This is a genomic window from Rhizobium sp. ZW T2_16 (genome assembly GCF_044987325.1).
GTDB classification, from domain to species: Bacteria; Pseudomonadota; Alphaproteobacteria; order Rhizobiales; family Rhizobiaceae; genus Neorhizobium; species Neorhizobium cellulosilyticum.
The window spans coordinates 194149-212804 of sequence record NZ_JBJDRG010000001.1; the positions used below are offsets into that span (position 1 = coordinate 194149).

Here is an 18656-nt window from a genome sequence, read left to right on the forward strand (position 1 = left end):
TGACGAGCCCGCATGTTCCCCGTTTAGGGTTAGTGAAGCCTTAAACCGAAGGCTTCAGAGCCTCAAAAACCGCCACGGCAGCCTGAAATTCCGCGTGGCGCTTTTCGCGACGGTTCTGCGCTTCCGCATCCTCGCCCCAATGCTCGGCCGTCCAGTCCTCTTCGAGATGGGCAAGCTTCCAGATATCCTCGGCCGCAAGGTGGCCCTCGGCAAAGGCAAGCGCCAGAATGGCGGAGCCGGTCAGCGTTGTTACCGTATGGAGAACCGCGAGCTCGATCGGTGCGTCGTATTTTCTCAATACAGCGGAAAACGCCGCAGTTGCATCACGCGGCTGCTCCCTGGGCATCACGCCTTCGATCAGTTCGAAACACGCGCCGTGCTGGTTTGCCGCCCAGTCGAGGACCGGATCCCATTGTTGCTGCTGGCGAAGAACGAGGTTCTCCGGGCTTTCGGCCCGGTAGCAGAGCATGTCGCTGGACGAGAAGCGGAGAATATCCTCGAACACGGCCTGGGCCTCGACGGCGACACCATCGATGGCGGTATTGATCAGGCGCGTCACCGGCATGGTCCGCGGATCGATGACCTCCACCTGGTTCGCCCATTCGTCACGCAGCAATTCCGCAAGCAGGGACGTCGGCACGGCGAGTGCGGCCTTGGCCGGCGTCTTCACCGGGCGACCATCGAGATGCACGGCATGCCCGCCCTCGCCTTCGACGATCGAGACCTCGGTGTAGAAACGCTTCGGCAGCGGCTTCTGCATCTGGATCTGCGCCCGCCGTGTCGGGTCCGGATGGCTCATCGCTTCTGAAGGATCGGGGAAAAGTTCGCGCATGTCTTGTTCCTCAGCCGATATGGGCCAGTATCTCGCTCGGGTGGCTGACGATCACGTCGGCACCGGCCTCCTTGAGTTCCGTGACGGAAGCGTAACCCCAAGAAACACCGATCGCGGTCGCACCGGCAGCCTTTGCCATCTGCATATCGTAGATGGCATCGCCAATCACAAGCGTGTCGGCCGGCCGCATGCCGGTCTCGTCGCAGCATTCCGTCACCATCGCCGGATGCGGTTTGGACGGGCAATCGTCGGCCGTGCGCGATGCGACGAACTTGAAGCCGTGCGTCTCCCTGACAGAATCCAGCCCCCGGCGAGATTTGCCGGTGACGGCACCGAGAATGATTTCGTCACGACCCTGAAGCGTATTCATCAGTTCGAGAATGCCGGGAAACAGCGGCTCGCGGTAATCCATATCGCTGCGAACGACGGAAAACAGCGACTTGTAATAGGCCATCATGTCGATGTCCTCCTGATCCGCATGCTGCTTGCCCTGCATTCGCGCAATCGCGATATCGAGCGTCAGCCCGATGATCGATTTCGTATCCTCGAAAGATGGCTCGGGCTTGCCGAAATGCAGGAACGTACGGCGCATGGTTTCATGGATCAGGCCAGCGCTATCGATCAGCGTGCCGTCGCAATCAAACAGAACCAGTTTCATTCGTCGTCGTCCCTTGCGCCATTTTCCATGTCGAAGCCGAGCAGGTTCCAGCTCTGAACCATATGCGGCGGCAGCGGCGCGGTAACCTTCAGGCGACCGCCATTCGGATGTGGAATGTCGATATGGCGTGCGTGCAGATGCAGCTTCTTCTGGATGCCACCCGGGAAAGGCCAGTTGACATCGTCGTCGTAATATTTCGGATCGCCGATGATCGGATGGCCCATGGAAAGCGCGTGGACGCGCAACTGGTGGGTACGGCCTGTATAGGGCTCCATCTCCAGCCATGCGAGCGATTGCGCCGCGGTTTCAAGCACGCGGTAATAGGAGATGGCGTGATCGGCGCCCTCCTCGCCGTGCTTGGCGATCCGCATCTTGTCACCATCCGGTGTCTGGATCTTCACCAGCCAGGACGACAGCTTGTCCTCGCGCTTGCGCGGCACGCCCTTCACCAGTGACCAGTAGGTCTTCTTGGTATCGCGCTCGCGAAATGCTGCGGTCAGTTTCTGGGCGGCACCGCGGGTACGGGCAATCACCAGGACGCCGGACGTATCGCGGTCGAGACGATGCACAAGACGTGGCTTCTCACCCTTGGGGCTGATCCAGGATTCAAGCATCTGGTCGATATGGCGCGTCACGCCGGAACCACCCTGCACGGCAAGGCCAGCCGGCTTGTTGAGGACAATCACCTTGTCGTCTTCATGCAGAACCATACGCTGCAGCAGCTCGTAATCGCCGGCGTGCTTCAGGTCCTTGGAGGCGATAGGGCCCTTCTTGGAATCCGTATCCATGGGCGGCACGCGGACCGTCTGGCCGGGCTCGACGCGCGTGTCGGTCTTGACGCGACCACCATCGACGCGCACCTGACCGGAGCGCAGCAATTTCTGCAACGGGCCGAAACCTAGACCCGGATAGTGAATCTTGAACCAACGGTCGAGGCGCATGCCTGCCTCGTCCGCCTCGACGCGGATATGCTCGATGCCTGCCATCAACGCTCTTTCTTATATCTTCTTGAGGGCCGCTCTTTAGAGCATTGCCCGCCCGAGCGCCAGCCCGGCAAAGACGGCGGCGAACGAAACCACGAGGCTGCCGATCACATAAGCGGCGGCAGCAGTGATCGCGCCGCGCTCGAAAAGGACCATCGTATCGAGAGAAAAGGACGACCAGGTGGTAAAGCCGCCGATAATTCCGGTGACGATGAACACGCGCAATTCCATCGAAGCGTCGAAACGGCGCGCGATCATTTCCACTGACAAGCCGATGATGAAGGATCCGACCACGTTTACAGTAAGGGTTCCCCAGGGAAAGCCTGGCCCGAACCAGCGGACAGAAAACACACCCACCAGATAACGAAGAACTGAACCGATTGCCCCGCCCAATGCGGCCAATAGAATATTCGTCATGACTTCAACCCTTGACTGCGTGACTAAAAGCCCACATCGTTAAAAAGCAGTGGTTCGGCTTAAGCATCGAAGAACACCCCTTCTCGTAAGGGTGGAAGATCGAAGGTGAGGCAAATGACCCAGATCGTGACCATTTCTGCAAATACGGCGGCTTTGAATATCGAAGCGCTCCGCACGCCACGCCGCGTTTCCGTGAAGGACCAGGTGGCCGATGTCAAGGCTGACGCTGATCGGAACGCCAAGGCTCTGGAGAATGTCAGCGATCCGGAAGCCATTGATAACATGATCCCCGCGATAAAAGTCGGCATCGACGTCCTGACCACCGGCAAACAGCCGCAGCAGCAATATTCCCTGCAGCAGGTCGAAGCGGCCTATCGCGACCTCGAGGACTGAGTATTTTGAACTGAACGGCTAGTCTGCTGCACGCGCGCTGAACTCCCGCTTCGACATTCCAATGCCTCCTTCAGACAGACAAGATCGCCGAATAGCGAACCCGGTGCGGGTCTCCGCCGGAGCAGGTTGTCATTGAACCAGATCAATCCATACAGATCATGCGACAGAAATCGTGCTGGTTTCGACATGCGGCCCTTGCCAAAAGGTATGCCGCAACGATAATGAGCGCGACCCGTAGGGAGAAGCCGCTTGAATGCGGTGCCGAAGGAGCAACCGCCCCGGAAACTCTCAGGCAAAAGGACCACGGGTAGACTGCAGGAACTCTGGAGAGTAGCAGCCGATTTTCGGAGGCTCGCCGAAGGGATAACAATCTCAGGCGAAAGGGACAGAGGGGGCTCGAAACCGACATGGGCAAACCCGTGTCCTAATCTGAGCCGGCGTGCGACCTGTTTTCAGGCGTGCCCAAACCTGGAGACGTCTTTTGGACGATCAAGCAGCTCTTCGCACTACTCCGCTCCACGCATTGCACATCTCGCTCGGCGCAAAAATGGTGCCGTTCGCCGGTTATGACATGCCGGTGCAATATCCGCTCGGCGTGATGAAGGAACACCTTCATACCCGCGCGGAGGCCGGTCTGTTCGACGTGTCTCATATGGGCCAGGTGATCGTGAAGGCGAAATCCGGCGAATATGCCGACGCGGCGCTGGCGCTCGAAAAGCTCGTCCCGGTCGACATTCTGGGCCTCAAGGAAGGCCGCCAGCGTTACGGCTTCTTCACAGATGCAAATGGTGGCATCCTCGACGACCTGATGATCACCAATCGCGGTGACCATCTTCTTGTTGTCGTCAACGCCGCCTGCAAGGATCAGGACGTCGCCCATATGAAGGCGAACCTCGCCGACTGCGACGTCACACTTCTGGAAGACCGTGCACTGATCGCCCTTCAGGGTCCCCGAGCGCAGGCGGTTCTGGCGGAACTCTGGGCAGGCGTATCGGCCATGAAGTTCATGGACGTGCGCGAAGTGCCGCTTCACGACGTGCCCTGCATTATCTCCCGCTCCGGTTATTCCGGCGAGGATGGCTTTGAGATTTCCGTACCCGAAGCCCATGCCGTCGAAGTCGCCAAGGCTCTGCTCGAACACCCGGACTGCGAAGCCATCGGCCTCGGCGCGCGCGACAGTCTTCGTCTCGAAGCCGGCCTGTGCCTTTATGGAAACGATATCGACACCACCACCTCCCCGATCGAAGCCTCGCTCGAATGGGCGTTGCAAAAGGCCCGCAAGGCCGGCGGCGACCGCGAAGGCGGTTTTCCGGGCGCAGAACGCATCCTCGGCGAACTGGCCAATGGCACGACCCGCCGCCGCGTTGGCCTGAAGCCCGAAGGCAAGGCACCGGTTCGCTCGCATGCAAAACTCTACGCCGATGCGGAAGGCAGGACCGAGCTCGGCGAAGTCACATCCGGCACATTCGGCCCGAGCGTCGAAGGCCCGGTTGCCATGGGTTACCTGCCGATTAGCCACACCGATGCTGGCACACAGGTCTATGCGGAAGTCCGCGGCAAATACTTGCCCATGACCGTCACCGCCCTTCCCTTCATCACCCCCACCTATAAACGCTAAGAAATCCTCCGGAGAGAACTAAAATGTTGAAATTCACCGCTGAACACGAATGGCTGAAGCTTGAGGGCGATGTCGCCACTGTTGGCATCACCCAGCACGCCGCCGACCAGCTTGGCGACCTCGTTTTTGTCGAGCTTCCGGAAGTCGGCGCAGAACTCGTCAAGGACGGCAATGCCGCCACCGTCGAGAGCGTCAAGGCTGCGTCTGACGTCTACTCCCCGCTCGATGGCGAAGTCACCGAAGTCAACCAGGCGATCGTCGACGACCCGTCGCTCGTTAATTCCGATCCGCAGGGCGCCGCCTGGTTCTTCAAGCTGAAGCTGAAGAACGTTTCCGACGTCGATGGCCTGATGGACGAAGCCGCCTACAAGGACCTGATCGGATGACCGAGAATACCGATTTCCACTTCACCGACTATAATCCGTATGACTTCGCCAATCGGCGTCATATCGGCCCCTCGCCGGCTGAAATGACCGAAATGCTGAAGGTCATCGGTTATAAGTCGCTCGACGCGCTGATCGATGCCACCGTGCCCTCCTCGATCCGCCAGCAGGCCCCGCTTACCTGGGGTGCGGCGCTCTCGGAGCGCGAGGCGCTCGACAAGCTGCGCGAGACCGCCAACAAGAACCAGGTCCTGACTTCGCTGATCGGTCAGGGCTATTACGGCACCATCACCCCGCCGGTCATCCAGCGCAACATTCTGGAAAATCCGGCCTGGTACACGGCCTATACGCCTTACCAGCCGGAAATCAGCCAAGGCCGTCTCGAGGCGCTGCTGAACTTCCAGACGATGATCGCCGACCTGACCGGTCTCGACGTCGCCAACGCCTCGCTGCTCGATGAAGCGACCGCTGCTGCCGAAGCCATGGCGCTCTGCCAGCGCCAGGCAAAGACCAAGGCGAGCGCTTTCTTCGTCGATAAGGCCTGCCACCCGCAGACCATCGCGCTGATCGAAACCCGCGCCGCCCCGCTCGGCTGGAGCGTCATCATCGGCGATCCGATGACCGATCTCGACCCGGTCGACGTTTTTGGTGCGATCTTCCAGTATCCGGGCACCAATGGCGAAGTTCGTGACTTCACCGGCCTGATCTCCCGCCTGCACCAGACCGGTGCGCTTGCTGCAGTCGCCGCCGACCTTCTGGCCCTGACGCTTTTGAAGTCTCCCGGTGAGATGGGCGCCGATATCGCCATCGGTTCCTCGCAACGCTTCGGCGTTCCGGTCGGCTACGGCGGTCCGCACGCAGCCTACATGGCCGTCAAGGATGCCCACAAGCGCGCCATGCCCGGCCGTCTTGTCGGCGTTTCGGTCGATGCCCGCGGCAACCGCGCCTATCGCCTGTCGCTGCAGACCCGCGAACAGCATATCCGCCGCGAAAAGGCGACGTCGAACATCTGCACCGCGCAGGTTCTGCTCGCCGTCATGGCCTCGATGTACGGCGTCTTCCACGGCCCGCAGGGCCTGAAGGCAATTGCCCAGCAGGTTCACAAGAAGGCCGTGCTGATGGCAAAGGGCCTGGAAAAGCTCGGCTACAAAATCGAGCCGGAAACCTTCTTCGACACGATCACGGTCGAGGTCGGCCACATGCAGGGCCTGATCCTGCGGGCAGCCGTTGCCGAAGGCGTCAACCTGCGCAAGGTCGGCGAGACCAAGATCGGCATGTCGCTCGATGAGCGTACCCGTCCGGTCACGCTCGAAGCCGTCTGGCGTGCATTCGGCGGCAATTTCAAGGTCTCCGACTTCGAGGTCGAATACCGCCTGCCGACCGCGCTGCTCAGAAAATCGGATTACATGACCCATCCGATCTTCCACATGAACCGCGCCGAAAGCGAGATGACCCGCTACATCCGCCGACTGTCGGACCGCGACCTCGCGCTCGACCGTGCGATGATCCCGCTCGGCTCCTGCACGATGAAACTCAATGCGACAGCGGAAATGCTGCCGATCACCTGGCCGGAATTTTCGGATATCCATCCGTTCGTTCCTGTCGACCAGGCGCTCGGCTACAAGGAAATGATCGACGACCTGTCGGAAAAGCTTTGCCAGGTTACCGGTTACGACGCCTTCTCCATGCAGCCGAATTCGGGCGCGCAGGGCGAATATGCGGGCCTGCTCACCATCCGCAATTACCACATTGCCAATGGCGACACGCATCGCAACGTCTGCCTGATCCCGACATCCGCGCACGGCACTAACCCCGCCTCGGCACAGATGGTCGGCATGAAGGTCGTAGTCGTCAAGGTTCGTGACAATGGCGATATCGATCTCGACGATTTCCGCGCCAAGGCCGAAGAACATGCCGCAAATCTTTCGGCTTGCATGATCACATACCCGTCCACGCATGGCGTGTTCGAGGAAACGGTCAAGGAAATCTGCGACATCACCCACAAGCACGGCGGCCAGGTCTATCTCGACGGCGCCAACATGAACGCCATGGTCGGCCTTGCCCGCCCCGGCGACATCGGCTCCGACGTGTCGCACTTGAACCTGCACAAGACCTTCTGCATCCCGCATGGCGGCGGTGGTCCCGGCATGGGGCCGATCGGCGTCAAGGCGCATCTGGCAGCTTATCTGCCCGGTCACCCGCAATCGGATGGTCGTGAAGGTGCGGTTTCGGCTGCTCCGTTCGGCTCGCCGTCGATCCTGCCTATCTCCTGGTCCTACTGCCTGATGATGGGCGGCGAAGGCCTGATGCAGGCAACCAAGGTTGCGATCCTCAACGCCAACTATATCGCAGCCCGCCTCAAGGGTGCCTATGACGTGCTCTACAAGTCGGAAACCGGCCGCGTGGCGCATGAATGCATCATCGACACCCGCCCGCTCAACGCCTCTGCCGGCGTGACGGTGGACGACGTGGCCAAGCGCCTGATCGACTGCGGTTTCCACGCACCGACCATGAGCTGGCCGGTTGCCGGCACACTGATGATCGAGCCGACAGAGTCGGAAACCAAGGCCGAACTCGACCGCTTCTGCGAAGCGATGCTGGCGATCCGCGAGGAAGCCCGCGACATAGAGGAAGGCCGTTCAGACAAGCTCAACAACCCGCTGAAGAACGCTCCGCATACGGTGGAAGACCTCGTCGGCGAGTGGGATCGTCCCTATTCCCGCGAACAGGCCTGCTTCCCGCCCGGCTCGTTCCGAGTCGACAAATACTGGTCCTCGGTCAACCGTATCGACAACGTCTATGGTGACCGCAACCTCGTATGCTCCTGCCCTCCGCTGGAGGATTATGCAGAAGCTGCCGAGTAATCGACCCGGTACAAAACGATTGGAAAAGGCGGCCTCTGGCCGCCTTTTCTGTATCAAAATGAACCATTTGCGCCGTCGTGCATTATAGGCCTAAGGCCGGATGCATTGAGGATGATCAGATGTATCCGATGGGTGCCATGTCCTAAAGGCACTCTCCTGCTTCCGAACCAGCAGCAAAACATGCTCTTTCGGAAACTCCAGCATGGTTGTGAGGACAGAAATGTTTAGGGATAAGGTTTCGTCTAGCATCGTACTCGGATCGGATGATCTCGAGCTTTTGCAGCGGTTTCTGGAAGCCTGGTGCGAGGAAAACGATGTCTCGCCGGAAAGCCAGGAAGCGCAGGCGATCGCCTCGGGCCTGATGAACTGGTACCAGTTCGAACTCGGTGACCGCAACAACCTGAAATCCGGCCCTTCGACGCCGCTTCCCGAGTCAGAGGAACTAGAAACTCTGCTGCGGAAACTGAAGGCGGCCTGAAGACTTCACCGTCAGGCCTGCCTCACCCGCGGCGTTCTCCATCCCACCAGCATGTTGACGAGCGATGTGATCCGCGCCTGCATCCATTTCACGGCAGCCGCCAGCGTGCCGCCCCGCCGCACCTCCCGATCGAACAGGTAGCTGAGCAGCATGATCGCGATACTGATCAGAACCACCTGGAATACGGCAGATTGCAGAGTATCCGGCTCACCGGGCCAGCCGTAGAGGATCATGTTGCCGAAGGCGAAGGTGAAGAGACTGGTGCGCCCAAAGAAGACCGGTTTCTCCAGCCGCTGCTTCACCTCCGGCGAAAGGCGCTGGGTGAGAAGCACCGCAAGGCTCGTCATGGCAATGGCACCGCAGAGGCCGGCGGCGAAATAGAGCGGATCGCTATCCATCCGCAGCGACATGTCGCCGAGTTCCGCCAGGGACTTTTCATCATAGAACAGGACCCCGAGAGCGATCACCAAAGCCGAGCCGGCCAGCAGGTAGGACGCCCGTGTAACGACTCCAATGGGTGGCTTCTCTGATTGAACGGTCCTGTCTCCCGCAATCAGCCGACCGAATGCCATTCCTGCGATGATCAGGCTTGTCCCATGCAGAATCGACGGACCGCCAAGCTTGGCATCGCCGACACCGAAGAGGAAGGTCACCACCCGCTCGGCATACATGCTCAGATGGAAATCGAGCGGGCTAGGAAGCCCGCGAATGACCGGATGGGCGGCATGAACGATAAGCGCCATGACCACAAGCGGCAGCAAGCCGACCCTGCAGCGCAGCCACAACAGGAATGGCGCCAGGAATAGGACGACGGCATAGAATTTGAGGATATCGGTGAAGGGAGTGACACCGATCAGCATCATGGTCGCCAACGAAAATTTCAGCGAATAGCCATCGGCAAACAGGTAGAGAACGAAGACCGAGACGCAGTAGAGAAGCCAGCACTGTATCGCGCGGGAAAACAGCCGGACAGCGACCCGCTCCTGCTCACCGGCAACGAATCTCGGACGATAGACGATCTCGAGCATCGTGCCGAACAACAGGATGAATGTCGGGGTGGCGAGCGCCATCAATGCCCGCAGGAAATCCGCCGAAGCACCGCTCCAGAACGTGTCCATATTGGTGACGACCCAGACATGGCTGAGCATGGCGAAAAAGATAGCGACCGACCGGGTCAGATCTATTCCGATAATTCTCGGAATTGCTGCTTTACCCGCCATGAACAGCTCCTTCAGCCGGCATCGGAAATATTGCAGTGCAATACCGACATAGGCTCATGCGTTTTTAGGGCAATCCCTAAATCTGACACTTCTCCCGATTTCCGATCGAACCATGTGGTCGATCGGATCGGCATGAGCTGGATGTTTTGGCCAGGAATGCGGCCATTATGGGGACCTCTCCTCATCGGGAACAAGTGACCATGAGACGGATGTCCCTGATCGACACAGGAAACGGGGTAAACGATGACGGGACTTAACCCTGTCCCTTCACCCTTCATTCGCGCCTGTCCTTCATAACGATGGCGAACGATGAGAAGGTAGGGCAATGACGATTTCGGCAGCAATGAGCATTTCCGTCACCGGCATGCAGACGCAATCACAGCGCCTGAATACGGCTGCGAATAATATCGCCAATGCCTCAACGCCCGGATACGACGTCGATCAGGCAGGGGAAATGATCGATGTGATGACAGCCGAACAAGGTTATGACGCCAACGCTGCCGTCTTCGAAACCGGTGCGGACATGTGGGATCTGCTGCTGACGATCAAGCGGGACTAACGCTGCGAGAGATTTCGACCTGATCGCACGCGATCAAAATCGCGTCAGCCGGTCGGTCTGGGCGGTTGAGTTGGGCGGCGAACTCGAAGAAGAGAGGGTTCCTTATCCCAAGACCCAGAGCATCCCGCCTTGTTTCATCTCTTCAAAGCCATCCTTTGCTTCTATGTAGTTGCCCGTTTCATCTATCCGCTGCCCTGGCCGAACTGGCTGAAGGGCTTTCTCGCCGTCATCCTGATGGTGGTGTTCCAGCACAGCCTGATCAGCCTTCTCGTCTTCGGTACGATGTTCTCGCCGGAAGTGCCGAGGTTAGCGATGATCATGGCGAACTGGCTGTCAGGCTTCATACTGCTGACTGCCGTCTGCCAGCTCGCAATCGACATCGTTGCATCGGTGATCGCGGCCTTGAAACGCCGGCGCATCTCGATCGCACCGAAACTGCGCTACAGCGTCGGCATCGTCACCATGTCGCTGGCGGCCTTTGCCGTTTCCCAGGCAATCCGCGTTCCGCCGGTGAAGGAAGTCGAGATCAGGATCCGCAATCTCCCGGCGGAATTCGACGGCTACCGGATGATCCAGCTCACCGATCTGCATATCAGCCGCCTGTTCCAAGCGCCCTGGGTCGAAGAGACGGTTGCAAAGGCCAATGCCCAGAATGCCGACCTGATCGTCATCACCGGCGACCTGATCGACGGCGACCTGCAAGCTCGCATGCGGGACGTTGCGCCGCTGGCAAAGCTGAAAGCCACCGATGGCGTCTACACCATCCCGGGCAATCACGAATATTACTTCGGCCATGACGGCTGGATGGCGAAATACCAGGAGCTTGGCCTCAAGACGATTTCCAACGGCCATGTTCTGTTGTCGCGCGGAGATGCGAGGCTGACGCTGGCAGGCGTCAACGATGTCAACGCGACCCGTTTCGGCCTCGAAGGGCCGGATGTCGCGAAGGCATTGGCCGGCGCGCCGCCGGAAGCCCCCATCATCCTCCTGGACCACCAGCCGCGCAATGCACGGGTATCAGCACAAGCCGGTGCCGATCTGCAGCTTTCCGGCCATACACATGGCGGCATGATCCTTGGTATGGACCGGTTGGTCGCACGCTTCAACAACGGCTTTGTGTCCGGCCGTTACGACGTCGGCGACATGCAGCTTTACGTCAACAACGGCACGGCTTTGTGGATCGGTTTTGCGCTGCGGCTTGGCGTGCCATCGGAGCTGACCGTCATCACGCTTCGGCCCGCCTGAAACGGCGCCTAAAGCTCCTCGAGTCCGATGCGCTTTATCGGGCTGAGGAAATCGCCTGTGACCAGCCGGCTGACAAGCTGCCGCACCAGCGGCATTCGCGTCGTCGGGCCGATCGCGATATCGCGCATGGCCGGCAGGATGCGGCTGTCGGACTGATAAAAAGGCGTTAGCACGACGCTGAGCGTCTGGTAGAGCCAGACATGCGGCCCGCGCTGGCGCAGATGCAGCGCAAAGGCCTCATCAATCGACGGTGCGCGGGCAAGAGCCAAGAACAGCGAGGCGGCATCGATCATCGCCATGTTCGCACCCTGGCCCAATTGCGGGCTTGTCGCATGCCATGCATCGCCAATGCGGATCACACCGCACCCGGCCACCGGCTTTCGTGTATGGTGACGATAGCGGGCATGGACTGGCTCGGCGACTTCGGCAAGCGGCACGGCTTGCGGCCACAGCGCGTTCACCCGTTCCAGCCACGCATCCCGGCCGGCATTGCGCCACGCTTCGATCTCGCGGTTACGCAGGCTCCAGAAGAAGGTCGCCATCGGCGCCGCGCCGTCCCTCGCCGTCCCGACCGGCAGGACGCCGGCCATATGGCTCGCCCGCTCGTAACGCTGCTCCAGCTCGTGGGGATGAAACGGTCCGTTCTCCGGCCACGGCACCGTCGCCCAGAGCGCGCCATAGTTCAGCTCCTTCGCCGGATCGTGGCCGATCGGTGAGCTGGCGCCCATCGCGTCGACGACGAGATCTGCCGAAGGCGTTGCACGACCGCCATCGAGCGTCAGCGCCGGTCTTTTGCCTTCTATGATGCCAGTCGTTCTTGCATTCGTCTCAAACCGGACGCCTGAGGCAATTGCCGCGGATAGCAAAAGATCGAACAAGGCCACGCGCTGGATGGCGATGCCGTGACCATCACCCGGATAACTGATCTCCAGCACCGTCTTGCCCGGCCCGGACGATCCGCTGGCCAATGCTCCGTGCATGCGGGTAATGACCTGTCCGCGAGCTGCGATCGCATCGAACAGGCCCATCGCCTTTAGGATTGCCAGACCCGTCGGCTGCAGCACGAAACCCGAGCCGACAGGCTGCGGCGCTTCCATCTGGTCGTAGACCACGACTTTCGCGCCACCACGGGCGAGCATGGTTGCCAGCGACAACCCGCCGATGCCGGCACCGGCGATTGCGACTTCCAGCCCATCGATCTTCATGGCACGGTCCTGTCGGTGGCGTTCACGCGCTCAACCCAGCTGCCGCTCGATGGCTTTGGCTGCCTGCCACAGGTCTTCCATTCGCTCGAGAGATGCGGCCTCCAGGCTCTCGCCTGATTTTTTAAGTTCCGTCTCCATATGATTGAACCGACGCCGGAATTTCGTATTCGTTCCGCGCAGCGCATTTTCCGGATCCGTGCCGACATGACGGCCGATATTGACCATCGCGAAGATCAGATCACCAAGCTCATCGGACACTTTTTCCGGATGGCCTGCCTGCAGCGCCTCACGCAACTCCCGCACTTCTTCCTCGATCTTGTCGAGGATCGGTTCCGGCTGCGACCAGTCGAAACCGACCTTGGCAGCGCACTCCTGCAGTTTCAACGCTTCGGTCAGCGCCGGCTGGCTGCGATGCACGGATCCGAGAAAACCGGCCTTGAAGTCCTCGGTGATGCCGCGGCTCAAGCGCCGTTCGGCCCGCTCGCGTTTCTCCTCCTGCTTGATCTCGTCCCACTGGATTTTCACCGCACCGGGCGTATCGGCATCGGAGCGGGCCCCAAGGGGAACAAAGACATGCGGATGGCGGCGGATCATCTTTCTCGTCACCACTTCCACCACGTCACCAAAGGCAAAGTCGCCCGCCTCTTCCGCCATGCGGGCGTGAAAAACCACCTGCAGCAGCAGGTCACCCAACTCCTCGCAGAGATCGTCCATGTCCTTGCGTTCGATCGCGTCGGCAACCTCATAGGCCTCCTCGATCGTATAGGGCTTGATCGACGCGAAATCCTGCTCCAGATCCCAGGGGCAGCCGGTGACAGGCGTGCGCAGCGCCGCCATGATCTCGATCAGCCGCGAAATATCCTTTGAAGCTTCCATCATGAAATATCCTTGGACGCTCAGTTGAGCGGTATGTCGTTTTCGCCCTTGCCGGACTGGTAGCTATCCGAAAGGCGCTGATAGGTCTGTTTGATCCGGGCGGTCTGTTCGCGCAATTGCTGTCGCAGCGGGTCCTGCTCCGTCTCCACCAGATCTGCAATGAAGTAGGAATTCCAGAACGCATTCGACCGGCGATAACCGCCGGGCTCCAGCCCGAATACCTCCTTGAGGATTTTCAGGTCATGCGGAATGGCAAACGCATCGCGCGAATCCTCATGGCTGAAGAAGGAATAGAAATTGTCGAAACCTGCCCATGTAATCGCCGACATGCACATCGTGCAGGGTTCATGAGTTGACAGGAAAATCAAATCCTTGGTGGAAAGTCCTGAAGCTTTTTCATAAAAACGCTTCAGCGTGTGGACTTCACCGTGCCAGAGCGGATTTTCCAGTTCGTTATTGGTCTCGGCAATCACCAGCGAAAGATCGGACTTTTTCAGGATCGCTGCGCCGAAGACCTTGTTGCCGGCAGCGACACCCGCTTGGGTAAGCGGCAGGATATCGTGTTCGATGACGTCGAGAAGCCGTGGGGCGAGTGTGGCGGCAGTGGTCATGGAGGCTCTTTATGGCTGGTATGTCTAGGCAATTTATAACGAGGATCGGACCGATCGAGGTAAAAACCTGGTAATCTACAGAAATACTGGAGAAATATCCTCTGCGGTGGCTTTTGCTCAAGAACAGGTTGATTGAGAAACAGAAATACCCGCGGCCAATCCACTTCGCATATCCATTTCTTCAAAACCTGCGTCAGATTGTGGATATTCCTGTCATATGTTTCAGGATAACCGCATGTCAGCCAGCCATCAACGCCTGTCAGCCTTCCCGGCCTTTTTCCGTGTGCATGGAAAGACCGTGGCAATCTTTGGCAACGGCGACGAAGCCTATGCCAAAGCTCGTCTCTTGAGGAATACCGATGCCGGGATCATCGCTTATGCCGACGAGCCGGAATCGGATTATGCCGCTTGGCTCGATGCGCAGGGGGTCGAGGTCATCCGCGCCGAATTCTCCGCCGATCAGGTAAAGGGTGCCGTACTGGTTTTTGCCGCAACCGGTGAAGCCGAGCAGGATCAGGCAATCGTCACCGCCGCGCGTGCGCAAAAAATCCCGGCCAATGCCGTGGACCAGCCCGACTATTGCGATTTCTTCACCCCGGCTCTCGTCAACCGTGCACCGGTCGCCATAGCTATCGGCACGGAGGGTGCAGGCCCGGTTCTGGCGCAGATGATCCGCGCCCGCATCGACCAGATGCTGTCGCCGTCTCTCGGCCGCCTCGCAAGCCTTGCCGCCGATTACCGCGATGCCGCCGAACGGCTTGTTCCGCGCGGTGTTTCCCGTCGCATTTTCTGGCGCCGCTTCTTCTCGGGCGATGTCGCCGATGCGATTGAAGCAAACGACCACGCCTCCGCCCGTCGCGCCGCCAATGTGCTTCTGTCGACCTCTGGACAGGCCGAGGGCAAGATCTGGCTGGTCGGTGCCGGCCCCGGCGCAGAAGACCTGCTGACGTTACGGGCACAGCGTGTGCTGATGGAAGCCGACGCGATCGTTTATGACGCGCTTGTACCGCAGGCGATCGTCGACATGGGCCGCCGCGATGCCGAACGTCTTTCCGTCGGGAAGCGCAAGAACTGTCACTCCAAGAGCCAGGACGAGATCAACCGCCTGCTGGTCGATCTCGGACGCCAGGGCAAGCGCGTCGTAAGACTGAAATCCGGTGATCCGCTGATCTACGGTCGTGCCGGTGAGGAAATGGCAGCCCTTCGGGAAGCCGGCATCGCTTACGAGATCGTGCCCGGTATCACGTCGGCTTTCGCTGCAGCCGCTGATTTCGATCTGCCGCTGACCTTGCGCGGTGTTGCCTCCTCGCTGATCTTCACCACTGGCCACGACCTGACCGGCGATGTATTGCCGGACTGGGCAAGCCTTGCCATCTCCGGCGCCACCATCGCCGTTTATATGGGCCGCACGGTCGCCGCCTCGGTCTCCGAACGCCTGATGGATGCAGGTTTGAGCCGCGACACGACGGTTGCCGTGATCGAAAATGCCAGCCGCATCGACCGCAAGCTCTTCCATGGCGTGCTGAGCGAGCTGCCGTCACTGGAAGCGCGTGACGACCTCGATGGTCCGGTCATGGTGATCATCGGCGAGGCCGTCGCCGGCGCGAATTTCGACAAATCCGAACCGCTCTCCGCCTTCAGAAAATCTGTCCGTAGCCACGAATATGCGGGCCAAGAACAAGGCCAGGAAAAAGGAATGCAGCAATGACCGACAAGGTTCTGACCGCCAACCGCCTTTCCGATGGTATCGCCGTCTGGCTGGATGCCGCAGGCCACTGGACGGAAAACCTGCAGGATGCGCTGGTCGCTCGTCATGCGGAAGCCGCAGCCTCGCTGGAAGCGATCGGCAAGCGGGATTTCGCCGACAACAAGGTTGTCGATGTCGCAGTGATCGATGTCGAGGAAACCAATGGCGTGCTGTGGCCGACCCGCCTTCGCGAGCGTATCCGCGCCGCCGGCCCCACAATGAATTACGCGAGCGGCTACGGCAAAGCCGACGCAGCCTTCATCGCAGTCTGACACCTAAGAGTTCCGGGACACCCATGTATCGTTACGATGAATTCGACCACGCCTTTGTTTCGAGCCGCGTGGAACAGTTTCGCGATCAGGTCGAGCGCCGGCTTTCCGGCGAACTCGCCGAGGATGCTTTCAAGCCGCTGCGCCTGATGAACGGCGTCTATCTGCAGCTTCATGCCTATATGCTTCGCGTCGCAATCCCTTATGGCACGCTGAACTCTAGGCAGATGCGGATGCTGGCGCATATCGCCCGCAAATATGACCGCGGTTACGGCCATTTCACCACCCGCCAGAACATCCAGTACAACTGGCCGAAGCTTTCCGACACGCCCGATATCCTGGCGGAACTGGCAAGTGTCGAAATGCATGCGCTGCAGACCTCGGGCAACTGCATTCGCAATGTCACGGCCGACCATTTTGCCGGTGCGGCAGCAGACGAAGTGGCCGACCCCCGTCCCTATGCTGAAATTCTGCGCCAGTGGTCTTCCGTCCACCCGGAATTCTCCTTCCTGCCGCGCAAGTTTAAGATTGCGGTGACGGGTGCAGAACGCGACCGCGCGGCAATACAGGTCCACGATATCGGCCTGCATCTGAAGAAGAACGAAAAGGGTGAGATCGGTTTTGCCGTCTATGTCGGCGGCGGACAGGGCCGCACGCCTCTGATCGCCAAGAAGATCAAGGATTTTCTGCCCGAGCGGGACCTGCTCTCCTACATCACCGCGATCATGCGCGTGTACAACCTGCATGGCCGTCGTGACAACAAATACAAGGCGCGCATCAAGATCCTCGTGCATGAAACGGGCGTCGAGGAACTGACCCGTCAGGTAGAGGAGGAATTTTCCCATCTGCAGGAAAGCGAACTGAAGCTACCGGAGGCTGATGTCGCGGCAATCACCGCCTATTTCGCACCGCCGGCCCTGCCCAACCGTGGCGAAGGCTGGGCGCAGCTTGCCGGCTGGAAAAAGCAGGACGAGGCCTTTGCCCGCTGGGTGAACCAGAATGTCCAGCCGCACAAGCATCCCGATTACGGCATGGTGACGATTTCGCTGAAACCCATCGGCGGCATTCCGGGGGATGCATCCGACGTCCAGATGGATGTGATTGCCGATCTGGCGGAAGAATTCGCCCATGATGAGATCCGCATCAGCCATGAGCAGAACGTCATCTTCCCGCATGTGGCGCTGGCCGATCTGGAGCCGCTCTATCGTGCCCTGACGGCGCACGGGCTGGAAACGGCGAATTCCAACCTGATCACCGATATCATTGCCTGTCCCGGCCTGGACTATTGCGCACTCGCGAACGCCCGTTCGATCCCGGTAGCCCAGGAAATTTCTTCACGCTTCGGCGCGCCTGAAAGACAGGCCGAGATTGGTGAGCTCAAGATAAAAATCTCCGGCTGCATTAATGCCTGTGGCCACCACCATGTCGGCCATATCGGCCTTCTGGGCGTGGAAAAGAAAGGCGCCGAGCTCTATCAGATCACGCTCGGCGGTTCCGGCGACGAACATACATCAATCGGCGAAATCATCGGCCGTGGCTTCGAGCCGGCCAAGGTGACGGACGCGATCGAAACCATCGTCGATACCTATCTCGGTCTGCGTACGGGCAAGGAAGAAACCTTCTTGGCCGCCTATCGCCGTGTCGGGCCGCAGCCTTTCAAGGATGCGCTCTATGGTGAAGCCAAGGCGGAGGCCGCGTGATGACGAAGATCTGGAGAGAAACCGGTTTCGTCGAGAACGATCCGTGGGTGATCGAAACAGACGAGGCGAAGGCCGAAGGCGAGCAGAAGGCGCTTCTGCCGCTCGATCAGTTTATCGAGAAAGCGGAGGCCAGCAACGATGTCGGCCTCGGCGTGCTGATCAAGCCCGCCGACGACGTCACCAGGCTGGAGCCCTATCTCTATCGCATCGAGATCGTTGCGGTGGATTTCCCGGCCTTCAACGACGGTCGCGCCTTCAGCCATGCCTCGCTGCTGCGCGACCGGCTTGCCTATCGCAACGAATTGCGGGCAGTCGGTGATGTGCTGATCGATCAGGTGCCACTGATGCTTCGCTGCGGTATCGACAGCTTTGCCGTCACTAACGCAACGGCGCTGAAGCGACTTTCGGAGGACCGTCTGCCCGGTATTGCCGTGCATTACCAGCCGACATCCCGTCATGCGGAAGCCGGCGAAGGTTACAGCTGGCGCCGCCGCTCGGCCTGACACTCCCCCGAATTGGGAGAGTTAAAGGTGACTTTCGTACACATATTTTCTATGCTTTCCGCGACAATGGGCGGGGATGCCTTCAAATGCGCAGC

Annotated in this window: 19 protein-coding genes and 1 riboswitch; of the genes, 11 read left to right on the top strand and 8 right to left on the bottom strand. The window is 59.8% G+C overall.

Annotated elements, in window-relative coordinates:
• Window positions 1-40 precede the first annotated feature (40 nt).
• Genes ACI3K0_RS00925 through crcB form a run of 4 tightly spaced genes read right to left on the bottom strand, consistent with a single transcriptional unit; the run spans window position 41 to window position 2890 of the window.
• Window positions 41-832 carry an ATP12 family chaperone protein gene (locus tag ACI3K0_RS00925; protein ID WP_183821567.1) on the bottom strand — a complete coding sequence of 264 codons (792 nt, stop codon included), beginning with the start codon at window positions 830-832 and terminating at the stop codon, window positions 41-43.
• A gap of 10 nt (window positions 833-842) precedes the next feature.
• A complete protein-coding gene (locus tag ACI3K0_RS00930) occupies window positions 843-1490 on the bottom strand; it encodes an HAD-IA family hydrolase (protein ID WP_404944798.1) in 648 nt (215 codons plus the stop codon).
• Window positions 1487-2476, bottom strand: coding sequence for an RluA family pseudouridine synthase (locus ACI3K0_RS00935; protein ID WP_183821565.1), 990 nt, complete (start codon window positions 2474-2476; stop codon window positions 1487-1489). The genes ACI3K0_RS00930 and ACI3K0_RS00935 overlap by 4 nt, the downstream gene beginning before the upstream one ends.
• A gap of 36 nt (window positions 2477-2512) precedes the next feature.
• The gene (gene crcB / locus ACI3K0_RS00940) at window positions 2513-2890 is read right to left on the bottom strand and encodes a fluoride efflux transporter CrcB (RefSeq protein WP_183821564.1); all 378 of its coding nucleotides are present in this window, start codon (window positions 2888-2890) and stop codon (window positions 2513-2515) included.
• A gap of 114 nt (window positions 2891-3004) precedes the next feature.
• Between crcB and ACI3K0_RS00945 the strand changes: the two genes are divergently transcribed.
• From ACI3K0_RS00945 to ACI3K0_RS00965, 5 genes are all read left to right on the top strand, one after another.
• Window positions 3005-3283: a hypothetical protein gene (locus ACI3K0_RS00945; protein WP_148144856.1), complete on the top strand. Its 279-nt coding sequence runs from the start codon at window positions 3005-3007 to the stop codon at window positions 3281-3283.
• Between the two features lie 225 nt (window positions 3284-3508).
• A riboswitch (glycine riboswitch) is annotated at window positions 3509-3597 on the top strand.
• Between the two features lie 167 nt (window positions 3598-3764).
• Window positions 3765-4901 carry a glycine cleavage system aminomethyltransferase GcvT gene (gcvT, locus tag ACI3K0_RS00950; RefSeq protein ID WP_148144857.1) on the top strand — a complete coding sequence of 379 codons (1137 nt, stop codon included), beginning with the start codon at window positions 3765-3767 and terminating at the stop codon, window positions 4899-4901.
• A 23-nt stretch (window positions 4902-4924) separates the two neighbouring features.
• Window positions 4925-5287, top strand: coding sequence for a glycine cleavage system protein GcvH (gene gcvH / locus ACI3K0_RS00955; RefSeq protein WP_148144858.1), 363 nt, complete (start codon window positions 4925-4927; stop codon window positions 5285-5287).
• A complete protein-coding gene (gene gcvP, locus ACI3K0_RS00960) occupies window positions 5284-8148 on the top strand; it encodes an aminomethyl-transferring glycine dehydrogenase (protein ID WP_148144859.1) in 2865 nt (954 codons plus the stop codon). Before gcvH ends, gcvP begins: the two co-directional genes overlap by 4 nt.
• A gap of 220 nt (window positions 8149-8368) precedes the next feature.
• Window positions 8369-8626: a hypothetical protein gene (locus ACI3K0_RS00965; RefSeq protein ID WP_404944799.1), complete on the top strand. Its 258-nt coding sequence runs from the start codon at window positions 8369-8371 to the stop codon at window positions 8624-8626.
• An 11-nt stretch (window positions 8627-8637) separates the two neighbouring features.
• On the opposite strand, the gene ACI3K0_RS00970 is transcribed toward ACI3K0_RS00965, so the two are convergent.
• On the bottom strand, window positions 8638-9846 hold the full coding sequence (locus ACI3K0_RS00970; RefSeq protein WP_183821562.1) for an OpgC domain-containing protein: 1209 nt from the start codon (window positions 9844-9846) through the stop codon (window positions 8638-8640).
• Between the two features lie 325 nt (window positions 9847-10171).
• On the opposite strand from ACI3K0_RS00970, the gene ACI3K0_RS00975 reads away from it, so the two are divergent.
• Both ACI3K0_RS00975 and ACI3K0_RS00980 read left to right on the top strand, forming a co-directional pair.
• Complete coding sequence (locus tag ACI3K0_RS00975; protein WP_404944800.1) at window positions 10172-10405, top strand: flagellar basal body protein; 234 nt, start codon at window positions 10172-10174, stop codon at window positions 10403-10405.
• A 129-nt stretch (window positions 10406-10534) separates the two neighbouring features.
• The gene (locus ACI3K0_RS00980) at window positions 10535-11650 is read left to right on the top strand and encodes a metallophosphoesterase (protein WP_183821560.1); all 1116 of its coding nucleotides are present in this window, start codon (window positions 10535-10537) and stop codon (window positions 11648-11650) included.
• 8 nt (window positions 11651-11658) lie between these two features.
• Here the strand turns inward: ACI3K0_RS00980 and ACI3K0_RS00985 are convergent, their stop codons facing one another.
• Genes ACI3K0_RS00985 through ACI3K0_RS00995 form a run of 3 tightly spaced genes read right to left on the bottom strand, consistent with a single transcriptional unit; the run spans window position 11659 to window position 14342 of the window.
• Window positions 11659-12855, bottom strand: a complete 1197-nt coding sequence (locus tag ACI3K0_RS00985) for an FAD-dependent oxidoreductase (RefSeq protein WP_404944801.1) — start codon at window positions 12853-12855, stop codon at window positions 11659-11661.
• 30 nt (window positions 12856-12885) lie between these two features.
• Window positions 12886-13731 (bottom strand): nucleoside triphosphate pyrophosphohydrolase, encoded by an 846-nt coding sequence (gene mazG, locus ACI3K0_RS00990; RefSeq protein ID WP_183822397.1) that lies wholly within the window; start codon window positions 13729-13731, stop codon window positions 12886-12888.
• 20 nt (window positions 13732-13751) lie between these two features.
• Window positions 13752-14342: a deaminase gene (locus tag ACI3K0_RS00995; RefSeq protein WP_183821558.1), complete on the bottom strand. Its 591-nt coding sequence runs from the start codon at window positions 14340-14342 to the stop codon at window positions 13752-13754.
• A gap of 235 nt (window positions 14343-14577) precedes the next feature.
• Here ACI3K0_RS00995 and cysG point away from each other — a divergent pair, with 235 nt between their 5' ends.
• From cysG to ACI3K0_RS01015, 4 genes are read left to right on the top strand one after another with little or no spacing between them, the layout of a single operon-like run.
• Window positions 14578-16050 (top strand): siroheme synthase CysG, encoded by a 1473-nt coding sequence (cysG, locus tag ACI3K0_RS01000; protein WP_183821557.1) that lies wholly within the window; start codon window positions 14578-14580, stop codon window positions 16048-16050.
• Window positions 16047-16361: a DUF2849 domain-containing protein gene (locus ACI3K0_RS01005; RefSeq protein ID WP_148144867.1), complete on the top strand. Its 315-nt coding sequence runs from the start codon at window positions 16047-16049 to the stop codon at window positions 16359-16361. The genes cysG and ACI3K0_RS01005 overlap by 4 nt, the downstream gene beginning before the upstream one ends.
• A gap of 23 nt (window positions 16362-16384) precedes the next feature.
• Window positions 16385-18058 (top strand): nitrite/sulfite reductase, encoded by a 1674-nt coding sequence (locus ACI3K0_RS01010; protein WP_148144868.1) that lies wholly within the window; start codon window positions 16385-16387, stop codon window positions 18056-18058.
• A complete protein-coding gene (locus ACI3K0_RS01015; protein ID WP_183821556.1) occupies window positions 18058-18561 on the top strand; it encodes a DUF934 domain-containing protein in 504 nt (167 codons plus the stop codon). Before ACI3K0_RS01010 ends, ACI3K0_RS01015 begins: the two co-directional genes overlap by 1 nt.
• Window positions 18562-18656 lie beyond the last annotated feature (95 nt).